Origin of the sequence: Oculatella sp. FACHB-28 (assembly GCF_014696015.1) — a bacterium.
Classification (GTDB): Bacteria; Cyanobacteriota; Cyanobacteriia; order Elainellales; family Elainellaceae; genus JAAUTN01.
On record NZ_JACJPJ010000020.1, the window covers coordinates 1 to 21926 of the forward strand.

Here is a 21926-nt window from a genome sequence, read left to right on the forward strand (position 1 = left end):
GCGTTTGATCGCATTACCCGCTTGGCAGCGAAGCTGTTTGACATGCCGATTGCGCTTATTTCGCTAGTTGATGAATCGAGAGCGTGGTTTAAGTCCTGCGTTGGTTTTGGGGCAAGTGAAGTGCCGCGTGACGACACGCTTTGCAGCTTTGCGGTGTTAACTGATGAGCCGCTGATTATCCCCGATGCTCGACTCGATGATCGTTTTGCCTGCAATCCTTTCGTCCAAAGTGAACCAGGGGTGCGGTTCTATGGCGGTGCACCTCTGCTCACTGGGGACGGCTTCAATCTAGGAACGTTGTGTCTGCTCGACAGTCAGCCCCGTGATCCGTTAACGCTAGAGCAGCAAGCCACCCTGGTTGACTTAGCCGCGATGGTAGTTGATGAATTGGAACTAAGATTGGCGGCTCATCAAATTACTCAGGTTGATGCCGCACTGCTGGAGGTTAGTCAAGGGGTGGCATCGGTCACAGGGGACGCTTTTTTCGATGCGCTAATCCAGCACTTTGCCAAAGTTTTGGACACTGATTATGTCTACATTGGCTTAATCGAAGGTGATGACTCGAAACGAATGAGGACAATTGCCACCTGCGCTCATGGTCAAATTGTCGAGAGTCTGACCTATCCGTTGCAAGATACACCCTGCTGGAACGCAATTGAGCAGCGCAAAATTTGCTGCTACCCGCGCAATGTGCAGGCTTACTTTCCCCATGCGCCCCTGCTCAAGCCGCTCTCGGTTGAAAGCTATATAGCGGCTCCCTTCTTTGACGCTAACGGCACCCCTTTGGGATTGTTAGGGGTGATGGATGGTGAACCGTTAGAGCATGTGCAGCTTGCAGGATCGTTGCTGACAATCTTTGCTGACCGGATTGCTACTGAGCTAGAGCGTCAGCAAACCGAGGTGGCTCTACGTGAATCTGAAGAAAAATACCGCACGCTGTTTGAGTCGATCGACGAAGGCTTTTGCATTGTTGAAATGATCCTCAATGCTGAGGGAACACCAGCTGATTACCGTTTCTTGCAAATGAATCCAGCGTTCTTCAGGTTAACTGGATTGCCCAAAGACGCGCTGGGCAAAACGGCGCATGAGCTTGTACCTGAACTTGAAGCCTTCTGGTTTGAAGTGTACGGCAAGGTGGCGCTGACAGGCGAAGCCGTGCACTTTGAGAACTATTCCAAACCAATGAACCGTTGGTTCGATGTTCATGCCTCACGGGTTGGTGATGCTGAGAGCCGCTGCGTCGCCCTCGTTTTCAACAACATCACTGAGCGCAAACGGACAGAAGAAATTTTGCGCCGCACCGCTGAACTCGATGCTTTCCGCGTTTCTCTTGCCGACGTACTCCGTCCACTTGCCGACCCGGTGGAGATTCAAGCGACAGCCAGTCGTGTGCTGGGCAAATATCTCGGCGCGAATCGCGTGGCGTACTTTGAGGTTCGCGGCGCTGATTACGTGGTTGAGCGTGATTACGTCAATGGATCTGAGGCACTCGCTGGTAGTTACCCGATTGATTCGTTTGGGCCGACGCTGCTTGCGGCATACCACAGTGGTCGTACTGTGACCGTACCCGATGTAGCAGCCGATCTCAATCTGTCTCCAACTCAGCGAGCAGCCTACGCCACGATCCAGATTGGTGCTTATATTGGCATCCCGCTTATCAAGGAGGGCGAGTTCGTTGCTGGATTAGCAGTCCATACGTCTAGCGCGCGAACTTGGACAGCGGATGAGGTAGCACTGGCAGAAGAAGTCGCTGAGCGCACTTGGGCAGCAGTTGAACGCGCTCGTGCTGAAGCAGACTTGCGTGAGCGTGAACAACGCCTATCCATCGCCGCTGCCGCCGCACAGTTAGGAATATTCGAGTGGAAAGTGCCAGAGGATATCGCGATCTGGGAGAACGATCGACAGTACGAACTGTTCGGGCTTACGCCCGCCGATGGTTCAGTTTCTGCTCAAGATTTTTTCGAGAACTACCTGCATCCAGACGATGCCGAAGCCCTCACAGCCAAACTGACAGAAGCGATGCAAACGGGCCTTTTGTTTCAAACAAGTTACCGGATTCGTCGCAAGGACGGTGTAATGCGTTGGCTCGAAGTCAACGGACAGTTTGAACTTGCTGCCGACGGTTCACCACTGCGATTCGTTGGGGTAAATGCTGACATTACCGATCGCAAGCAGGCTGAAGCCACAATTCTGCAACGGGAAGCGCAATTTCGCCAACTGGCGGACGCAATGCCGCAACAAGTTTGGATTACCGATGCCCTAGGCAACACGCAATACGTAAACCAGCAATGGACAACTTACACCGGGCTGACACTGGAGCAGACTCAGGATATCCACTATGCGACTCAAGTGATTCACCCCGATGATTTTGAAGCAACAGGGCAACTGTGGAGTACCGCGCTTGCCACGGGGCTGCCGTATCAAGCTGAATTTCGCTTGAAATACCAGGCTGATCATACCTATCGTTGGTTCCTCTCCCGCGCGATCGCCATTCGTGACGAACAGAGACAAATTGTGCAGTGGTTTGGTACCAGCACGGACATTGAAGAATTCAGACGTGCCCAAGCTGAGCGCGAGCAACTCTTACATCGAGAACAAACCGCGCGAGAAGCTGCCGAGAACGCCAACCGAATCAAAGATGAGTTTCTGGCAGTGTTGTCTCACGAGTTGCGATCGCCCCTCAATCCAATTCTGGGTTGGTCCACTTTACTTCTGGGTAAAAAACTAGATGAAGCCAAGACCGCCCAAGCGCTAACAACGATTCAACGCAACGCCAGGCTGCAATCTGAACTGATTGAAGACCTTTTAGATGTAGCCCGGATTCTGCGCGGTAAACTTAGCCTTAACGTAGCTGCCGTTAATCTTGTTTCTATCATTCAGGCAGCAATGGAAACAGTACGGCTAGCAGCAGAAGCCAAATCAATTCAAGTAGAAGCAAGCCTTCCACCAGATGTGGGTCTGGTTTCGGGTGATTCCACTCGGTTGCAACAAGTGATCTGGAATCTCCTCTCAAATGCGGTGAAGTTCACGCCCAACGGGGGTCAGGTAAACATCCGATTAGAAAGTCTTGGCTCCCATGCCCAGATTACAGTGAGTGATACCGGGCAGGGAATCGAGCCTGAATTTCTGCCCTATGTGTTTGACCACTTTCGTCAAGCTAACGCTGCAACTACGCGGAAGTTTGGTGGACTGGGGTTAGGGCTAGCGATTGTACGGCACTTGGTCGAATTGCACGGGGGTACGGTCAGAGTTGAAAGTTTAGGAGTGGGAATAGGTGCAACCTTCACCATCAGACTTCCACTCATGCCTTTACAGACAATCCCTCATCAAAATGGTCGATCGTCAGAGTCATCTTCTAATTTGAACGGTGTTCAAGTATTAGTGGTGGACGATGAACCCGATTCACGGGAGTTTATTGCTTTTGTGTTAGAGCAAGCTGGAGCAAATGTGATGACAGCAACGTCTGCCCATGAAGCATTGATAACGTCAATTCAATCGAAGCCGGATGTGATACTCAGTGACATTGGGATGCCAGAAGTAGATGGCTACATGCTGATGCAACAGGTAAGAGCGTTGCCGCCAGATCAGGGCGGACAAGTTCCAGCGATCGCCCTCACTGCCTATGCTGGGAACTTCAACCAGCAACAGGCACTGCAAGCTGGATTTCAACAGCATGTATCAAAACCAGTAGAACCAGAGGTATTAATAAGGGCGATCGCCAGCTTACTCAGGGACCCTAAACGTTGAGCAGAGAGCTTTCCACTACATCGCACCACTACCTTTACGCCTTATTCAGCCTGCCTCACCAGGCGCTGCACCAGAATTTACTGATGGGATAGATGGGGTTCTTTTATTAATGGATGTTGTTGGTGAAAGTGTTACAAATGCTTCTACAGAAGTGTTACAAGCTTTATGAGCATTGAAATAGCAGGCATTTCAGGGTCTGTCGTATTTGCGTAATCTTACTTGTGGTACATTCGCCAACGGCATCAGCAATGGAACAAAAAACAACGCTGAGGCTTAAAAGCTTGCTGTGCAGGAATTCTAGCCCTCGCTTTTAACGGTTTCACAATGGTCTTAATTGACGTAACCTTTGCCTGCTCTAGTTTTAAGCGATCACCTCTGGATGCCGCCAAACCAAAAACTCACCATCTTGCTCCAATCGTTGTGCGATTGCCTCTCAAAACGTCGACAGAAGGGGTGTAGTGCCTAACTCTTCATCCATCAGTTCAAAAGTTAGGCACTACAACAAGCTTGCTTGCTTTGTAGCGCGGCAACGTAACTTGGCAGAAGCTTTGTTTTCCCGGTTCCTAACCCAGTCCGATTTTGTACGTATCCTGCTCCAATCCCCTCAAGCCACCTCAAACCCCATATCCGCTTGCTTCAACTTCTCATCCACTACTGCCTGATCCACACCTAAATAAGCTTGAAGCTGCGACAGAGATTTATGACCGCTTACCCGCTTCAGTTCGTGCAGCCCCCAACCTTGCTCATGCAAGTGAGTCAGCCGAGATCGCCTAAAGCTGTGCAAACTCACTCCTTCAAAGCCCAACAATTCAGCTGCTAACTTGACATGCTTCTCCACTGCCCTGGCTGTGATGTATCCAGTCTTAGAGCTAGAGGGAAAGAGATACCCTGCTGCTGGCTTAATTCGCTCCAACACCTTTTGCAACGGCTCTGATATGACCACCTTGCGCGTCTCATTAGTTTTGGTGTTAGGAACTGGAAAGATAACATATCCATTTCTCAAATGCTCAACCCGCAGGTTCACCACTTCGCCAATCCTGCCAGCGGTCAAGTAGCAGATTTGGGAAATTGCCCGGTAGGGGTCATCTAGTTCGCCAAATAAGTTTTGCAGTTCATCGGGTTCTAGAATTGCAGCGCTGCCGGATCGATTCGTCTTCCCATCACGCGGCATGACTCACCTCAAAAAGCTTTTCCTCATTCTATTCGTATTCCGGATGGATTACGAACGGACTCACTGAGTTTCACCGTGGCTTTGCTGGACTTAGCCAGAGAATAACCCCTTATTGCTCGAAATGTCACCTTATTGAGAATGCAAAGTCCTCAACCTCTACAGAGTGAGACTGGTTAGACTTAGGCTAAGAGTTTCTGATGATGGCAGTAGGCAGACAGCTTAACCCAAATGTTTCGACGAGGGTGCCGCTAGAGTGGAAGACAAAGATTGAGGCGATCGCCACCAAGATTGGGCGCAATTTATCCAAAGTGCTACATGAGGCGATCGCGCCTTAAATTAGGTTCACATTGGGGTAGATGTTGCGACCCAAAGCGCTGTACATTTGCTCATATTGAAAGCGCAAAAGCATGATTATTACCGTCAGCTCGTTCAAGGGAGGTGTAGGCAAAACTACAACCGCGATCCACATCGCAGCTTACCTTCAAACTAAAGGCGAAACAATCCTTGCAGACGGCGACCTCAACCGCAGCGCTACTAGTTGGGCGCAACGTGGTGAAGCTCCGTTTAGGGTATTTGACCAGGATGATATTGACGAGGCTGGGGAGTTTGATCACATGGTAATTGATACCCCTGCTAGACCTAGTGATGAAGCTCTAATTGCCTTGGCTGATAGCTGTGATCTGCTTGTGCTTCCTACCACCCCTACGACTTTTGCAATGGAAGCTGTTGTGCAGACTTTGGATACCCTCGAATCCATTGACTCGGACAAGTATCGAATCCTGCTGACCGTATGCCCACCTCCACCTAGCAGAGAAGCTGAGAAGGCTCAGGAGAGCCTGACCAAGGCAGGGCTATCAGTCTTTAAGTCCCGCGTTAGACGATACGCAGCTTATCAGAGAGCCGAAAATCTGGGAGTTATTGTTAAGGATGTTCGCGGCGATCGTAATGCAGGTATTGCTTGGAAGGATTACACGTCAGTGGGGCGAGAAATCCTAAAATGACAAACTTTGACAAGATTCTGGCAAAAGCTAGAGAGAAAAAGGACAGGGAGCAGGAAAAGGAGCAGCCGCAACAGCAGCGGTCTGGAATTGAAGCAACAATCCCGTTGGATGACATTAAGGATAGAGTTGCTGGAGACACCCGCCCGCTTGACCAAAAGCACGTAGAGGAGTTAGCAGAGAGCATTGCAGCTATAGGACTGGTGCAGGCGGTTACCGTTGATGCTAAGGGCAGGCTGCTCGCAGGTGGGCACCGTCGAGCGGCAATTCACCTGCTCAGGGAACAGAACAGAGATGCTTACAAGGGCCAATTCCCAAATGATGGGGTGCCTGTTAGGGTCATGGACTTCGATTCTCAGGCAGAACCTGATCGAAGTCTGGAAGTCGAGCTCTCTGAGAACGAGAAGCGCCGGGACTATAGCCGAACTGAAGTAGTAGCGATCGCCGAGAAGTTGAGGGCTGCTGGCTACCAGGACACACCAGGTAGACCTAAGAAGGGAGAGAAACGGCTCAAGCCTGCTTTATCGGTAATCTTTGGGAAGAGCCTGCGGACGGTTGAGCGCTATTTGAGCAAATCAGAAACCCCGACAAGTGGCGAGGTTTTTCCTAGCAAGTTACTCAAGCAGGCATTGCCTAAGCTGAAGCAGTGGCAGCAGAGCAAGCCCAAGACACCAGCAGAGAAGGAACTAGCAGCTTCTCTACCTGGACTAATTGAACTAATTGAAGCAGTTTTGCAGGAGCAGTCTGAAAGTTGAGCGATTCGTGTGTGGAGGGGCACTTGTAAACATGACAAAAGTGGCGGTCGCCATTCCCGTTAAACTTTAGCTTTCTCGTAATACTCTACCGCTGCCTTTAGCCGCGCAGCATATTTGTAAATATCATCCATTGTGTCGATAGAAATTTTCTCCTCTTGCTTTTCTTCCTCTCCGTGCTCAAAAAAGCTAATACGTTTATTGCTTTGGGCGTTTAAGTAAAGCCTACAAATGGGTTTTCGGTTGTTATCGTCCAGCAGAATTCCAAAGTAGGTTTGAACGTCCCGATATGCAATCCGACTAGGATCGACGATTTCCCGAAGGATGGATTTTACGATATAGAATCCTTCCATCTCCTCTTCTGTAGTCACAATTTTATTTCCTGCCTTTGACTGACTAGAATCATCAGTGATGCTAGATGAATCGGAAGGCTGTGTATGAGATTGTGCCGGAGAGCCATCCGTAAAACCTGAAGCATCGAGCAAATTACTAATTTGCTCTCTTACAAATTGCCTCAGTGCTCTTTTCATGTAATCAGCAAACTGCTGTTTTGCAGTGGGGCTAAACACCTTGCCAGGGCAAAGTTGGCTATAAAACACTTTAGTGAAATCTTCTGAAGGAGTAGTTAATTGCTCTGACAGCATGGCTAGTATGCCACCTACATACTTCAGTTCAGTAGCCGCCGTCACCATCTTATCAATGTCAAAAGCAGACTTTGTAACCTTCTTAAGCTCATCAACTAATACTTCCTTGAGATTCAACATATCAATCTCAAGAAAGGGCTTTTCGTCCATTTTGTGAGCTTTTTCTAAATCCGCATAGAAGCGATAAATTACCCCATTGGTTAAAACTCCAATTCGGGCATCCGTTGCCGCAAAGTAATGAAAGAGCTGACTGTACGCGTGGCATTTATCAGCAAACTTCTCCTCCTTGCTTTTGCACTCAATTAAAATGATGGGCTTACCATCCTTGAATATGGCATAGTCAAGTTTATATTTTTTTGCGGCTCCTACATTTGCATCAAACTCTGGAACAACTTCTTTAGGGTCAAAAACGTCATATCCAAGAGCTTGAATAAAAGGAATCACTAAATACTGTTTTGTAGCTTCCTCTGTACGGATATCATTTAGTATGCTTTGGGTTTTTACTGAAAGAGCTTTGATTTGATCAATAAAATCCATATAAATTCCTAGAGCATGGGTTACACAAATCTTCCCTAGAGTGCCCAAAGAAACCGGGGGGTGAAATAGGAAAATAGCAATTTCACCTGCATGTTTATGAAATCATCACGAAGACTTCTCAGTAGTAGGGGTAAAGGTAACAATCGTCTTCACTCGACAAACTAAGCCGTGCGGGAACACGGCTTTTGAGTGTAGTTAAACTCAGTGGAGCAGTCACACACTCCACTGAGCTTAACTACACCTCTATTTCAGTAACATTGCCGAAAATGAACATTGAGCAATCGCGTGTAGCACGCCTAAAACCTTATTCTGTCGAGAATGAAGATAAGCGACAATGCCGAAAAAGCGTCATTTTCGGCAGTGTTGTTGACTGTTAACGGTTCGATTCAGCGGCGACGATAAAACCAGAACGATAGACGAAGAAAATTTGCTCGTCCGCTGCAATCGAATTGTTATCTCGCTGTTGCTTCACTTTCATGACTACTCGGAGCCTGTCACAACACCAACATACTCTTCTGGAAGTGGAAGATTAAAGTATTGCTGCAATAGCCGAACGTCATGAATGTCTTTTGCTTGGGGGTTGTATCCTGTGTGACATAGCATCTGCGCTTCAGGTGTGATGCAAGAAATCACATTGCTGTCGATCCTGCCCTGTCCAGCTAAACTATCCTGTGGATAATGAAAAGGCGAGCCGTCTTGTAGGACTTGAATCAACTGTCCGCTACTATCCTGTTGGACAGTGTGAAAGTCAACACTACGACAGTTAGCATCTTTCATCACAAACCGCGTCGGTAACTCATTCAGTATGATAGCGAACTGATAGATAGCGAGGGTCTGTTCAATCTGACCAGCATCCTCCAACCTAACTACGAGATCGAGATCACTGTGCGATCGTGTTTGTTGACTTAACAGGGCATCGACACCCCAACCACCATCTAACCATACAGGAATCTCTGCCCGCTCTAACCAGGTCACAATCTGCAAAACATCTTCTGATTTCATACAGGAATGAGAGATCTGAAACCGTGATTTAAGTCTACATAAACTTCAACACGACTGAACGAAGCGAGATAACGCCCCCAATCACTGGACACCGACAACTTCTGCAACTCACCGAACCACTTAACTTTGTTCCGGTGCATTGGGATTGTTCGACCACTACATACAGGCTATCCAACAACCACTCGATCAACTTCATCTTCCTGATTGGCTGTTACATCAACGACTACTGCTCTAGCAGCTTCAACTTCATGAAAATGCTCAGACGACCAGCGGCATAAAGCTTGAAGTGGCTCAACTAGAGTTTTGCCTAACGGCGTTAAAGAGTACTCAACCATTGGCGGAACAACGGGATAAATTTTCCGTTGAACTAAACCACTTTCTTCTAACTTCCGTAGCGTTTGAGTCAGCATTTTCTGCGAAATGCCCTCAATTTTTCGATGCAATTCACTGTACCGCTTCTTATCGTGAATCAGTGCCATAATCACCAGCGCCGTCCACTTATCGGCAACGAGGTCAAGCGTTCTGCGGACACCAGAAGCTTGAGCGAAAGCGCAAGACTGAGAGGATGAAGAGTTCATGACACGCACCTTTTAGTAAGTACAGCACTTTCTTGTACATACTTGTGTTTCAGATTGTAGCTGCTCAAAATTGAGAGAGCAACGGGGATGTCTTTCCTCACTGTTGATGTTGTTCAACTTATGACTCTTGGAGTGTTTTGATGCCAAATTTTGCAGGCAAAGTAGCGCTTGTTACAGGCGGTACATCGGGAATTGGTCGAGCAACCGCGATCGCATTTGCTAAAGAGGGCGCAAGTGTTCTGGTTGCGGGTCGCCGCAAGGAAGAAGGGGAGGAAACTGCTCGGCTTGTAAAAAACAGTGGCGGTCAAGGCGTTTTTATCGAAACAGATGTCACGCAAGAAGCAGATGTTCAGGCAATGGTCGAGAAGGCAATCGCTACTTTTGGTCGTCTCGACTTTGCATTTAATAACGCCGGAGCATTTGGTGAATCTGCTTCCCTCATTGAGCAAACGCAGGATCAGTATGACCGCTTGATGGATGCCAACGTTAAGGGCGTTTGGCTATCGATGAAGTATGAAGCCGCACAAATGTTGAAACAGGGTGCAGGCGTGATTATCAACAATAGTTCTGGCTTCGGGTTAGTTGGTGCCGCTGGAGCGCCACTATACGTTGCCAGTAAACATGCGGTCATCGGCTTAACCAAAGCAACTGCTCTGGAGTTTGCCAAGTTAGGGCTTCGAGTCAATGCAGTTTGTCCTGGTGTGGTAGCTGAAACAGATATGCACGCCATTTCCGCAGGTTCTTCAGACCAAATTAGAGACTATATGCTCTCCGTTCATCCTGTAGGACGGTTTGGCAAACCTTCAGAAATTGCCAGTGCTGTAATGTGGTTCTGTTCGGATGGTGCAGCTTTTGTGACTGGACAGACTCTCGCTGTTGACGGGGGATATACGACCCAATAAACATCTAGAGTGCGATCGCCGAAACAGACCTTAACCGCGATCGCGCTTCACCGGTCCGCTCAACGGCTCTAACTTCAGAGACTAACAAAACGCCTTCAAACTACACCCCAACGACTGCAACGAAGCGGTCGAACGGTTGCGGTCAGCGGTTACCGATCCCTTCAAACTCAGCACCAGTAGCTTTCTTCAATCCGCTGCACCGATCTTAGGCAGTCGCGGCTTGAACAATAATTATCGCATTCTCTGAAGTCGTTGCTTGGCTTCACTAATAAAGCTTCCTATATCCTCAATAACATGCCGATCGAAGGTTCTGTCTTTACCTTGTTCTAATGCTTTAACCTTAGCTAGTGATGGCTGCTGCCAAACTTTAAGAGCAGCTCTTGTTCGTAACGCTGGACTTGTCTCTGGGGAATTTAAAAGCGTGATTATCCCTACCTCATCCAAGCCCTCAAAATACTTAAATTCATTAGGAGTGAGTGGATATGCATCACCAAGTTTATTTATCTTCTTTTGCTTTTGAAGAATCTTGACATAAACCTCTTCAGATGTGAAGCTTCCGTAGTCTTTATCTCTATTACGGATTAAAGCCTCTGCGATTCCTTTACTTGGAAAGGCGCAGAAGCAATTAAAAATAATGTTTCTAACCTCAGTAGAAGTATCATCAGCATCAAGCATTCTAATCCTATTTTCTTCGGAATCATAATAGATACCGCATGAAAACTGGTTCTCAACCTCACAATCGAGGAGACGATGAGATGACGAATTTGGATCGAAGGCATATAACCATACAATAACAGGAAGCTCTTTATCTTCATGTTTCCAATACAAAACGAAGGTTCGCCCGTCTAGATACCAAAAACAAGCTTCATTCACATGCAACCAGTTTGGAAAATTATTTTCACTGCATTTTACTATCGTTCCATTGCAGCCAAGGATTTCTGAAACGTAAGTGATTGATTCACGGTAATACTGTTCAACCTCTTGATAGGCACTGAGAAAATCATTCTCATCGTAGCTATCCCAGAAATCACGAGTTACATGTAGCTCGAAGCTATCAACTGACAAATCAGTCAAGAGAGTCTCTACAGATTGCTGAGCTTTTTCTCGTAGGTTTGGAGACATTATTTCTGAATCCCCTATAAGGGCTACTACGTCAGATGGGGTAAAAGGATGCCTAACGACCAAGATAAGCGGCTGATAGGTTCTTTGTCACTCCACCAACAGCTTTTCAATCGTCCGCTTCATCGACTTGTTATGCAGCGAGCGTTGAAGCAACGTAAGTGTTGGAGTATGAAGTTATTGCAGTTCCTTCATCAATTCGTTAATCAGAGTCAGCAATCATTCTAACTTCCTACCCATGCTCTTCCAACTCCACGAGCGTCCCATACAGCAGCACAGATTCTGAGGTTGATATTACAAGCCTCTTGAAGGTTGTACCCAGTGCAAGTATGCAACTCACTTGGTCCAAGTCCATAGATAACAGCATTTAATGCTTCGTACATAACCCGCCATTCATCGGCTGTCAACTCGATTGACGGTAATTCCGCCTCTGCCTGCAATCGGACTTTTGGTTGCAAATTATGTGCGGTTTCGACATAAGGTCCCAGTATATTTTGGATTATGCGTGTAGAACCTCCGCCGAAAACCTCCATAAAGACAAATGCAAGAAAGTGTTGCTCGCGTTCATCGAAGGCGATCGCAATATTCATCAAATTTCAACTGTACATTCAAGACAGGCGAATCAGCATAACGGTTCGGGTCAGCGGTTGCAAAGAGCTTTGCATCTAACCCAAGCGGCTTCGGTCAATCCGCTGCACCCGAATTGTTAGGCAGCAAGTTTAGCTCAATCGACCATAGCTACATAGATTGGAGTACCAATTACTAACTCCTTTTCCTTATGTAACACCTTTGCCACAAATTCCAGATTATACGTTATCGGAGGAAGAGCTTTTAACCCAGCCCATGCAGCTTTCGAGAAAACATCGGATTGCTCATCTCTGTTTTCTTCGGTCTCAATTGCCCCCTTTAAAAACTCCAAGGTGTAGTAACTAAGAGAATGATTAGCATCAGCACGATCAGCTTCACCAATAACACTCGTACTTGAGCCAATTAACGCAAGTGTCTTTCCACTAACAATGCCGCCGAAAAAAACAATATCAGCGGCATACTCAGATACAATTCCATATTTAAGAGAGGTCGTACCAGAAATATATTTGCCTGGTGAAGTGACTGTACCAGTATCTTCATGCCTATTTATGTATTGACTCACCGCATGAAGCCGCTGGGGCAAACTACCATCATTCTCATTTGGGGTTCCCTTGAGAGTTCCAGATAGAACACCAACATTAATTGTAAGTTCCGCAGAGATGCCTTTTAGGAATTCAGGCGGAAGCTGAGCGTAAAGCATATCAACTTTTGTGCGAGAAATGTAGATGTAATATTTCACAAGCAGTTCCTATCTACTGAAAATATTCGATTGCTCAATTTAATGCTGCATTAAAAGTAGCACCCCACAAATAACCTTGATGTACTGCCACAACCAGAGGATAAAGCTGCCTAACGTTCCTGGTTAGCGGTTGCTAGGAACTTTGCGGCACAGCAAGCGGCTTCAGAAAATCCGCTACACCAGGGTTGTTAGACACCCGGTTTGGGAGATTCGGGAGTGGACGAGCCGGGAGCTGATTCTGACGCTCCACATGACTGGCAGAACGCCAGGCGGTGCCAAGTTCCCGCCTCCACCTCGACCTCCCGCGATCCGACCTTGTACGAACCGCAGTTCGGGCAGCGTGCCGGAATGCCCCGCTCCAAACGCACGATGGCCATACTGAACGCAGCTAGGACGCCGTGCGTCGCCTCCAGGGCGATCTCGGCATCGAACCGATTTGCACCGGACGCGTGCGTCAACCATGATACGAGCTGCCAAGTCGACTTGGCGTTCGACTTCAGGTATGAGCGCGCCTCTTTTTGGCTGCCGCCTCCTGCTACGGCGTTCGCGATCAGCTCAGACCAGTGGATGAAATCGCCACTCTTCGGTCGCTCCTGATCTGGCGGGACCATTTCGTCGGTCACGACTTCGCGGACGAAGGACAGGAGACACTCGCGGCAGCGCATCCCTACCGCTTGGAATTCCTCGGCCTCGTCCGCCTGGTCGAGCGCCTCGGCAGCCTGAGTCCACCGTCGCCATGCTGTGACGAGTCGGTCTCGACGATCTTCGTCAGCACGTACTTCCCGCCGAGTCATGACGCGCGCCATAAGCCCAATATGGAACGACAGCGTGTAGTCGGCACTTGGGAAGAGCCGCTGGGCGTACAGGTTAGTTGGACTTGTAACGACCCAGTACCGCTCGCCCGAGGTGTGCACGTCCCACACCTCATAATCCGTTCCCATGACCCGTTCCGTGCTGATGCGCTCGAGATATGTGACACCTTCACCGGGTGATTGATCCTCCACGTACGAGCGTATCTCTGCGGCACCATCGTACGGACCGCGCTTAAGCAAGTAGCGCTCTAGTGCCTCCGGCTCGACCGCGTGTGGAATCACGCAATCGTCATCAGGATCTGAGCCCAGCAAGTTCGATTCGGTCACTCCCTCACTCCTTGTCGGCAGACAATACGTTTGGATGTCTAACGGCGAGCGTTACCGGCGACAGCTCACATTGAAACGAAGCCAGAGGTTGCTAGTCCGTCCGGTACACGCAAGAGTTAGCTGGCGATCGCTGAAGCGGGTGAAGTAGAATGCCAAAGAATTGTTGGGTTTCCTTCATTAACCTAACCTACCGGTGAGCGATCACACTTGTTCCGCTTTTATTTGACTTGCTTTTGTGCGAAAGCAAGTAAGCGTTCAAACTAATGCATTTGCTTCAACTCTGCTTATCACGCAACTTACCTAAGCCTACGAAAATTACAATAAAAACGATTACAGCAACGATTAATGCAGGGATGATTGCACCTCCAGTTACAGTCACCGCAATGCTGTATGAAAAGACTGCGGCAGCAGCTGACAGAACACACAACATATTAAAAGCTTCTGTCGCATCTTGCTCTCTAGCTTGTTGTTGTTTTTGCTTATACTCTGCTTCTACCCTAGCTTCAACTTCGTTTGCATGTTCGGGATTGATGTCTAAATACACCCGAAAGCGGTCTAAATCATCCCGAAGATCAGGACTGATAAAACCCTGCTGCTGTAGTGTTTCGAGAAACCTCCACTCATACTCTCGTAATTTTTGACTATATTCTTTAGGCATTGGCTCCTCCTTAGCTCAACGAGTGCCTTGAAGGTTATAGATCACACTGCTACCTAAAAAACAGTCTACTCTTAAAAGTCTTAAGCAAAGTTGATGACTTATACTTCTTAACTTTACTTGCATCCTCATTGTTACGTCAAAAAATACCTCACACTTGAAAATAGCTTCAGAGTACTGTCGTAATGTAGTAGATAGCGGTCTAACGTTCCGCCTCACCCGCCGCCAATAACTTCTGAGACTCAACCAATAACCTCTCAACGGTCAGGGTGCAGGCGGATTGTTAGCTGGTGCCTCTTACACTTCAATTCCTTATACTGCTTGCCTCCAAACATGTACTTTTAGTTGATACATTTCAAGCTCTGTTTTGTAATATCGATTAGTGCGACTAACCCGATTCATTCCCAACCTCTTTACGACTCGTGCTGAGGAAACATTCTCCGGATGCATGATTGAGTAAACCACTGGTAGTTCCAGGCAATCGAAACCATATTCAAGAACAGCCCTTGCTGCTTCTGTTGCGTATCCTTGTCCCCATGCTGTCTGTTTCAAATGCCATCCAATTTCATAGTCCTGTGTCAACTCCTCTGCATCCCTTAATTGCATCAGCGCAATCATTCCAAGCACTTCTTGAGTTTCTTTGAGCGTAATTGCCCACTGTCCACTGCCATTGTTGCGATTTGCAAAAATACTAACCCACCGTTCAAGCAGTTTTTGTGCTTCTTCTACACTGCCAACCTTGGTGACAAGAAATTTTGTTACTCTCGGATCGCTGTACATCTGAAAAGCTTGTTTTGCATCTGCTTGAGGGTTCCATTCTCGAATGAGTAATCGTTGGGTTTCAGTAATTTGAGCCATATCAGTAACCACGAGTCTAGCCCTCTCCTGCTAAATGATAATTGGCTGTCCTATGAAAATGCCTATCCGGTAATCGTCACACTGATGGAGTCTTGAATACCCACCGACAATCTTCAAATGTCCCTTAACCCGTAAACAAAGCCAGCTAACGTTCCCAATCACCCGCCGTAGACAATCTCTGGTGCTCACAGATAAACTTTCGGTGGTCGGTGTGCATTGGGGTTGTTATCTCGCGACCTAGCATTACCGATTTGACTTATGCCCTAGCACAATTGTCAACAAGGTTTTTATTTCTGTTCAATCCTGGTCCGGTACTTTGGGGGCACTCTGACGTGATGAGGGTCAAGGAAATCAATTAGATCGATGAGTTTACTGTGAATCAATACAAGTCTCTCAGCCTCAACCTTTGGTGCATTTCCCATCGTATCAATATCATCTTTCAGCTTCACAAACCAATCCGCAAACTCCGGATCGCTCATTTTCTTCACAAACATCGCATAACCGATGCAATCATATCCAATAGCTTCACTATTAGAACGAGGAACTGTCATAATTTCACCAATTGCTCGCTGTTCACCATTGTGGAGTTGAAAAGTGCTTCCGGCTTTGTAGTGTGCAAATGCTTGATTGATATTAACCAGTAGTTCACTCAAGCGACGATTCAGTTCCAGATCACCCAAGTCCAAAAACTGAATTTCCCGGCGTAAGATTTCTACCCATCCAAGGTACTCCGCCACAACGTACAGGGTGTTGTTAATCGCATAGCTCTGTGCAGATGGTGACTGATGATAGAAACGCTCCAAAAACCTGTTCTGATGAATGTTGTACAAGCGGCTCTGAAGATCAATCGCTGAGCGCAATAAGGGGTTTCGGTACTTAGACATCAAAGCAGCCGTCTGAGCTTCACGCGATTCGGCTTCTCGCTGCTTTGTAAGTCGATCAGTTAATCGGGTAATGCGATTTTGACCGTAAATACTGATAATTGCGCTAGTAATTGCAACAATCGCCGCAATGATTGCGGTGATTACTTCAGGCTTCATTTAGGTTGCTTCTATGATCACCTTCTGAATCTTACTTGATCTCAAATACGAACAGATAGCTTTGAAACTACTGCCATCACCCATAACCCAAGCGAGATAACGTTGCCCATCACCCGCCGCAGGTAATCTCCGTGTCAAACCGACTATTTTTTGGCGGTCGACGTGCATGGGCGTTGTTAGACCAACACAAAAACAGTTTATGTCTTGCCAAATCTGTCTTTCAGTTCTCATTCGCCTATTCTTACTTCATTATTTCACTAAGTTTACTCAAAGTCTTAGGTCCGGCAGTTCCATCGATGGGTGTCACTCCATACTTTTCTTGAAAAGCACTAATTGATAGTGCTAACTGTTCATCAAACACCTCATCTATTAAACCTTGATATAGTCCAGCTTTTTGCAGCATTCTCTTCAAATCAGCTATATCCATATCTATATTATTTAGATGAGATCGAGTAAATCTTTTTTGTTCCTTTAACCTCTCTGCTGTAGTTAGGTTTTTCAGTCTCTCTGCATATCTCTGATATTTTTGCTCTCTTTTTGATTTATATTCTTCGGGTAAAGATTCTTCCCGCTCTCTAACTGATTCAAGACTCAAGAACAAACTCTCCTTAAGTTCTTCGGTTCTTTGCTCGATGAGATTTTTATTGTCTTCTATTTTTTGTGATATTTCCTGTAATTGAACTTCAACGTCCTTAATTTTGAACTGCTTAACGTTTGGAATAATTGCTGCCACGAAAGAAGAGGCAAACCAATATATCGCTTGCTGTTTTAGCTCTTTCTCAGCAGGAAACAGAAGTATATATGCAAATACAATGAAAGATATTGCTGAAAAAGAGTATCCAAGAAACTTTAGTCTTTTAGCCTCTTCAACAGCACTGTCTTGATTATTAGGAGTTTGAGCCATTCTTTTTTGCCTCCAATTTCTTCTAAAAAGCAAGAATTAGTAAAAACTTGTCCTAATTTACGACTCATTTGAACCTCATCTGCTTTGTCCTACTGAGACTGCGGTCTAACTATTAATTAAATGGAACGATTCTGCCTATTCACCCAGCTTCGGAGAATAGGCAGAATGATTCTGTATATCACTCCAAAACAGGTGGATCGACAGAATGATTCTGCATAATAGGCTGATTTGGGTAGATCGGCAGAATTTTTCCGTATATCTTCACACGCAGTACGGTCGTATTTATGAGTATCATTTGCTACATTAAACACCTTCCCTACTCAACCCTCTCATGCAGCCACCTCCTAAGAAGCTATTGGATCAAGTGCGAGATGCGATTCGGCTCAAGCACTATGCTTACCGCACCGAAGAAACTTACGTGCAATGGATTCGCCGCTACATCCTGTTTCACAATAAACGGCACCCTAAGGACATGGGCAGGGCTGAAATTGAAGCATGCTTGACTCATTTGGCTGTGCACGAACAAGTTGCAGCTTCAACTCAGAATCAAGCACTGAATGCACTGTTATTTCTGTACCGGGAAGTGCTGAAGCTAGAAGTGTCTCAGGTCAATGCCATTCGAGCTAAACGCACTCAGTACTTACCAACCGTTTTAACGAAGGAAGAAGCCCTGACCGTTATCCAAAATATCGATGGTGTCCCTCAACGGGTTGTTAAGTTACTGTACGGTGGTGGATTGCGTCTGAGCGAAGGATTGCGATTACGAGTCAAAGACATTGGCTTCGCACAGCATCAAATCATTATTAGAGATGGTAAGAGCAGCAAGAGTCGCGTCACTATGCTGCCCTCGAGTATAGCCAATGAACTCCGTGATCATTTAGTGGGAGTGAAGCGACAACATCAGCAGGATTTAGGGCGAGGATTTGGAGCTATCCCTCTGCCGTTTGCGCTGGAGCGGAAGTACCCTAACGCCAATCGAGAGTGGATATGGCAATTCGTGTTTCCTTCCAGCCATATTTGCCAAAGACCCTCGTAGTGATCGGATGTGCCGCCACCACATGCATGAGAGTAGCATTCAAAAAGCGGTTAAGCAGGCTGTTCGAGCCGCAAAGTTAACAAAACGGGTGGGGTGCCACACCTTTCGCCACAGCTTTGCAACCCACCTACTCCAAAGTGGCTATGACATTCGAACCATACAAGAGTTGCTAGGACATAAAGATGTGAAGACTACCATGATCTACACGCATGGCTTAAATCGAGGGGGACAAGGAGTGAGAAGTCCACTTGATCCGTGAAGACTAATTGTAAGATTGACAGATTGCGAAGCATTGTGCACAACTTTTCTGCCGAAAAGAGGCATTTTAGGCAGAAAAATGGGCAAGCCTAAGCAAGCTTGTGGAGCGATCGCTCCTGCAGTTGCGCGACAGAAGCAATCCCTCTTGAATCCCTGTTCAGCCTAAAACAGTAGAACGTCTCGATTCAGCACTTTGATCGCAACTTCCTTGCCTTGGCAGACGTTGAAGAGTGGCTGAAGCTGAATCAAAGAACGGCTCAGTCGATCAATGCGAGTGACCACAACCTCCTTAACTTGATCAGCCTCAATCAAGTCCAATAAACGGTTCAAGCCAGCCCGTTCCTTTGACATGCCCGACCCAATGTCTGATAGCACCTGTGTAGCCCCAGCATCTTCTAACTGCGAGATTTGAAGGTTCAGGCTATGTTTGTCGTCAGCATTAACTCGTGCGTAGCCAACTACCCTACGTTGCATGGTGAACTCCCCTAATAGGCTTCGTTTAGTAACAGAAAATTTTGATCGTTGAAGCTGCAAAGTACTTAGACTCAAGATTCTAGTAATCTCCTTGGTTGAATGTTTAGCATCTAAACCAATCCACTCTTTATTCGTTTTCGGCAAGAGGTTGTGCAAATTTAAGCAAAGCGAACTCATTTAGTTAAGTTGCTCTAACTCTTCAAGCGAACGATCGCGCAGAGATTCAGTATTCTGCTGTAAGACCTTAAGAAAAGCTTGAAAGCCCGGGCAATCATGGCACTGAGGCTTTCTACCTGGAACTTCGCAATTGCACTCAAATCGAGACCGTTGATTAAAACGTCGCTTGCAGTTCTGGCATCGGTAACGCTGTTTACCGTTCTCAACACAATACTTTTTATAGTTTGCAGAACCGCAATGGGGGCACTCATCACCATATATGACTGGACCTGTCCTCCATTGTTTTAGGCTTTTCTGCATCGCAATTTCATAGCGCAATTGGTTAAGGTAAAACAAATCTTGCGTGCTCATCCTGCTACCTCCTAAACTTCCGGTAATTTGTTCGTGTGGTTTAATCTGGAGCTTGTAAAGCTGAAGCGTGACCTTGAGAAGTTCGGAGGAAAACCGAATTAATCTCACCGTTGTAAACGGTGACGCGTTGCACAATTTTTCGGTATATGTCCACTTTTTCGTCTGTAGAAAGGGTGTACCAAATCAACAAGTTGTTGCCGGCTTGAATAATTTCCTCTGCTGTTTTTGTGTCCAGAGCGTTATGAACGAAGGGGTTGAGTTCTTCCTGAATCTGCTGACGAGTTTTATTCTTAAGTAATTCCAAATCAGGATCAAAATCTGAGATTGCCTCAAGATGCCTTAAGCGGTTCTCTAACTGTTGAACCTTAGAAGATTTGATCGGTATAGGTGAAGTGTCGGATGGTGAAGGAATAGTAGAGTTAAGAACTACTGATTGTTGCAAGAAGGAATTGATTAAAGCCTTTTCAATCAACTCCTTACGAGTTCCTCTAAAATTAGTACACCCCTGGCGGGCATAGCGGCAGGCAAAGTAATGGTATTTTGTTTTGTTATCTTTGCTTAATCGCGTTTTGGAGTAACACTTACTGCCGCACTCAGCACAGTAAACTAAACCCCGCAAGTAGGCATATTCCGTGTATGAGTTTGAATTGTTTGGATCATAGTTGTAAAGGTTGCAACTATACCGAGTCGCATTAAAGGAAAAGATTTCCTCAATTTTGGCAAACTCTTCATCTGATATGATTCGGTCTTCTGGATGGGTATCGTGAATGATTGTCCAGTTTTCCGGCGCAACTTCTTTACGCCTGCCATCAGGACTTTTAATCCGTTTATTGTAAGCTGTATGTCCGCGCAAAACGGGATTTCCCAGCCATTTCTTGAACCCTACAGAAGTCAAATTAGGCTTCTTATCGTTCCCATTCTTCTTGGTTGGAGAATGTCCAATTCCAAACTGTGTATTCATCGCCCTGACAGCTGGTGTTGCTCCTTTTGTTTTTAAAAAAATCTCGACAAAACTACGAGCAAGCTGAGCAACCGTTATTCCTGGAAGTTGGGTGAGATCCCCCAGTTTTGATAGTTCTTGGTAGTTGCTAGGGCGCTCTGTTAATAAGCACAAGAACGGGGTGTGATCCAAGCGATAGCGATTTTCCGAGGTAGTATAGCCAAAAGGAAGGGAGTCGCAAGCTAGTTGCTGTTTGCGCCGATGCGCTTTTCCATGCTTGACTCGTTCGGATATCTGATCGACCTCCATCTCTGCCAAACTAGCTAAAAGATTTACAGTAAACATTCCGTAGGAACTACGGAGGTCAATATTTTGGTCAAGCACCTTTAGATTGATATTAGTTTCCTGAAAAAGTTGAACATTATTGCGAATAATTGGAACCCGCCTTCCTAGACGATCTAAACGCGTAACAATTACTTCAGTGGCTCTTAGTTCTTGAACGCGTTTCATTGTTTCCTTTAGACCTGGGCGATCGTCTCTTTTCCCTGTCTGCGCGTCTGCGATAATCAGTGTGGCTCCGGCATCCTCAAGTCGCTTGATTTGCTGCTCGAGGGCGTTGGAGTTCACGGCTTGATCAAGCGTGGAAACCCTCGCGTAGCCGATTATGGTCTCAGAATCAGGGACATTTCTGATTTCTTTAATGAGATAACGTTCCTTCAAATTCCTCAATTTCATTTTCTTTACCTCAAAAAATTAGTGATGGGTCGTCGAACAAAATATCTATTCAGTCGTCTCTACTAACCGTTGTTGTGTATAGTTCTCGAACGCGTTTCATTGTTTCCTTTAGACCTGGACGATCGTCTCTTTTCCCTGTCTGCGCGTCTGCAATAATCAGTGTTGCTCCGGCATCCTTAAGTCGCTTGATTTGCTGTTCGAGGGCGTTGGAGTTCGCGGCTTGATCAAACGTGGAAACCCTCGCGTAGCCAATCACAGTTTCGGAATCAGAAACATTTCTGCTCTCTTTAGTAAAGTAACGTTCCTTCAAATTTCTTCGCTGCATTTTCTTTACCTCAAAAATTAGTGATAGGTCATCGAACAAAACGTCTATTCAGTCGTTTCTACAAACCGTTGTTGTGTATACCCCTTGGGAAGTGGGTTTGCACAACTAATAGCAAAAAGCTAATTTTTTTGAGCATAAAAGCCTGTCAAATTCGCATTCTTAGGAATTCGAATTGATTACTTGTTTTGACTCAATTGCTCAAAGAAATTGCTATCTGTATTCACAGTTAAGCAGAGTCAAACTTGAAAAAATCTGCT

At 46.4% G+C, this 21926-nt stretch carries 20 protein-coding genes and 1 pseudogene; 6 read left to right on the top strand and 15 right to left on the bottom strand.

What is annotated here, in order from left to right:
• Positions 1–3747 (top strand): GAF domain-containing protein (locus H6F88_RS32530; RefSeq protein WP_199333393.1); only part of this gene is annotated, 3747 nt, incomplete at its 5' end.
• 604 nt (positions 3748–4351) lie between these two features.
• Here H6F88_RS32530 and H6F88_RS00670 read toward each other — a convergent pair.
• On the bottom strand, positions 4352–4918 hold the full coding sequence (locus H6F88_RS00670) for a site-specific integrase (RefSeq protein WP_190640828.1): 567 nt from the start codon (positions 4916–4918) through the stop codon (positions 4352–4354).
• A gap of 197 nt (positions 4919–5115) precedes the next feature.
• Between H6F88_RS00670 and H6F88_RS00675 the strand changes: the two genes are divergently transcribed.
• From H6F88_RS00675 to H6F88_RS00685, 3 genes are all read left to right on the top strand, one after another.
• Positions 5116–5253 carry a hypothetical protein gene (locus tag H6F88_RS00675; protein WP_190640829.1) on the top strand — a complete coding sequence of 46 codons (138 nt, stop codon included), beginning with the start codon at positions 5116–5118 and terminating at the stop codon, positions 5251–5253.
• Between the two features lie 72 nt (positions 5254–5325).
• Positions 5326–5919 (top strand): ParA family protein, encoded by a 594-nt coding sequence (locus H6F88_RS00680; protein ID WP_190640830.1) that lies wholly within the window; start codon positions 5326–5328, stop codon positions 5917–5919.
• Positions 5916–6671, top strand: a complete 756-nt coding sequence (locus H6F88_RS00685; protein ID WP_190640831.1) for a ParB N-terminal domain-containing protein — start codon at positions 5916–5918, stop codon at positions 6669–6671. Before H6F88_RS00680 ends, H6F88_RS00685 begins: the two co-directional genes overlap by 4 nt.
• A 59-nt stretch (positions 6672–6730) precedes the next feature.
• Here the strand turns inward: H6F88_RS00685 and H6F88_RS00690 are convergent, their stop codons facing one another.
• From H6F88_RS00690 to H6F88_RS00700, 3 genes are all read right to left on the bottom strand, one after another.
• A complete protein-coding gene (locus H6F88_RS00690) occupies positions 6731–7849 on the bottom strand; it encodes a type I restriction endonuclease (RefSeq protein WP_190640832.1) in 1119 nt (372 codons plus the stop codon).
• Between the two features lie 480 nt (positions 7850–8329).
• A complete protein-coding gene (locus H6F88_RS00695; protein WP_190640833.1) occupies positions 8330–8851 on the bottom strand; it encodes a hypothetical protein in 522 nt (173 codons plus the stop codon).
• 167 nt (positions 8852–9018) lie between these two features.
• Positions 9019–9429, bottom strand: coding sequence for a helix-turn-helix domain-containing protein (locus H6F88_RS00700; RefSeq protein ID WP_190640834.1), 411 nt, complete (start codon positions 9427–9429; stop codon positions 9019–9021).
• 140 nt (positions 9430–9569) lie between these two features.
• On the opposite strand from H6F88_RS00700, the gene H6F88_RS00705 reads away from it, so the two are divergent.
• Complete coding sequence (locus tag H6F88_RS00705) at positions 9570–10331, top strand: SDR family oxidoreductase (protein WP_190640835.1); 762 nt, start codon at positions 9570–9572, stop codon at positions 10329–10331.
• Positions 10332–10562: 231 nt separating this feature from the next.
• Here the strand turns inward: H6F88_RS00705 and H6F88_RS00710 are convergent, their stop codons facing one another.
• The 8 genes from H6F88_RS00710 to H6F88_RS00745 all read right to left on the bottom strand — a co-directional run bounded on the left by H6F88_RS00710 (position 10563) and on the right by H6F88_RS00745 (position 17373).
• Positions 10563–11453 (bottom strand): hypothetical protein, encoded by an 891-nt coding sequence (locus tag H6F88_RS00710; RefSeq protein WP_190640836.1) that lies wholly within the window; start codon positions 11451–11453, stop codon positions 10563–10565.
• Positions 11454–11674: 221 nt separating this feature from the next.
• Complete coding sequence (locus H6F88_RS00715; protein WP_190640837.1) at positions 11675–12040, bottom strand: hypothetical protein; 366 nt, start codon at positions 12038–12040, stop codon at positions 11675–11677.
• 134 nt (positions 12041–12174) lie between these two features.
• A complete protein-coding gene (locus H6F88_RS00720; protein WP_190640838.1) occupies positions 12175–12777 on the bottom strand; it encodes an SAVMC3_10250 family protein in 603 nt (200 codons plus the stop codon).
• Between the two features lie 188 nt (positions 12778–12965).
• The gene (locus tag H6F88_RS00725; protein WP_190640839.1) at positions 12966–13916 is read right to left on the bottom strand and encodes a gamma-glutamylcyclotransferase; all 951 of its coding nucleotides are present in this window, start codon (positions 13914–13916) and stop codon (positions 12966–12968) included.
• Positions 13917–14190: 274 nt separating this feature from the next.
• Positions 14191–14574 (bottom strand): hypothetical protein, encoded by a 384-nt coding sequence (locus H6F88_RS00730; protein ID WP_190640840.1) that lies wholly within the window; start codon positions 14572–14574, stop codon positions 14191–14193.
• Positions 14575–14883: 309 nt separating this feature from the next.
• Positions 14884–15441, bottom strand: a complete 558-nt coding sequence (locus H6F88_RS00735; RefSeq protein WP_347277645.1) for a GNAT family N-acetyltransferase — start codon at positions 15439–15441, stop codon at positions 14884–14886.
• Between the two features lie 275 nt (positions 15442–15716).
• Positions 15717–16469: a hypothetical protein gene (locus H6F88_RS00740; protein ID WP_190640841.1), complete on the bottom strand. Its 753-nt coding sequence runs from the start codon at positions 16467–16469 to the stop codon at positions 15717–15719.
• Between the two features lie 241 nt (positions 16470–16710).
• Positions 16711–17373 (bottom strand): peptidoglycan-binding domain-containing protein, encoded by a 663-nt coding sequence (locus H6F88_RS00745; RefSeq protein ID WP_190640842.1) that lies wholly within the window; start codon positions 17371–17373, stop codon positions 16711–16713.
• A 331-nt stretch (positions 17374–17704) separates the two neighbouring features.
• Here H6F88_RS00745 and H6F88_RS00750 point away from each other — a divergent pair.
• Positions 17705–18668 (top strand): annotated as a pseudogene (locus H6F88_RS00750) (integron integrase).
• 161 nt (positions 18669–18829) lie between these two features.
• Here H6F88_RS00750 and H6F88_RS00760 read toward each other — a convergent pair.
• The 3 genes from H6F88_RS00760 to H6F88_RS00770 form a co-directional block, all read right to left on the bottom strand.
• A complete protein-coding gene (locus H6F88_RS00760; protein WP_190640845.1) occupies positions 18830–19141 on the bottom strand; it encodes a recombinase family protein in 312 nt (103 codons plus the stop codon).
• 568 nt (positions 19142–19709) lie between these two features.
• The gene (xisF, locus tag H6F88_RS00765) at positions 19710–21344 is read right to left on the bottom strand and encodes a fdxN element excision recombinase XisF (RefSeq protein ID WP_190640846.1); all 1635 of its coding nucleotides are present in this window, start codon (positions 21342–21344) and stop codon (positions 19710–19712) included.
• 49 nt (positions 21345–21393) lie between these two features.
• Positions 21394–21669 carry a recombinase family protein gene (locus H6F88_RS00770; protein ID WP_190640847.1) on the bottom strand — a complete coding sequence of 92 codons (276 nt, stop codon included), beginning with the start codon at positions 21667–21669 and terminating at the stop codon, positions 21394–21396.
• Between the last annotated feature and the right edge of the window lie 257 nt (positions 21670–21926).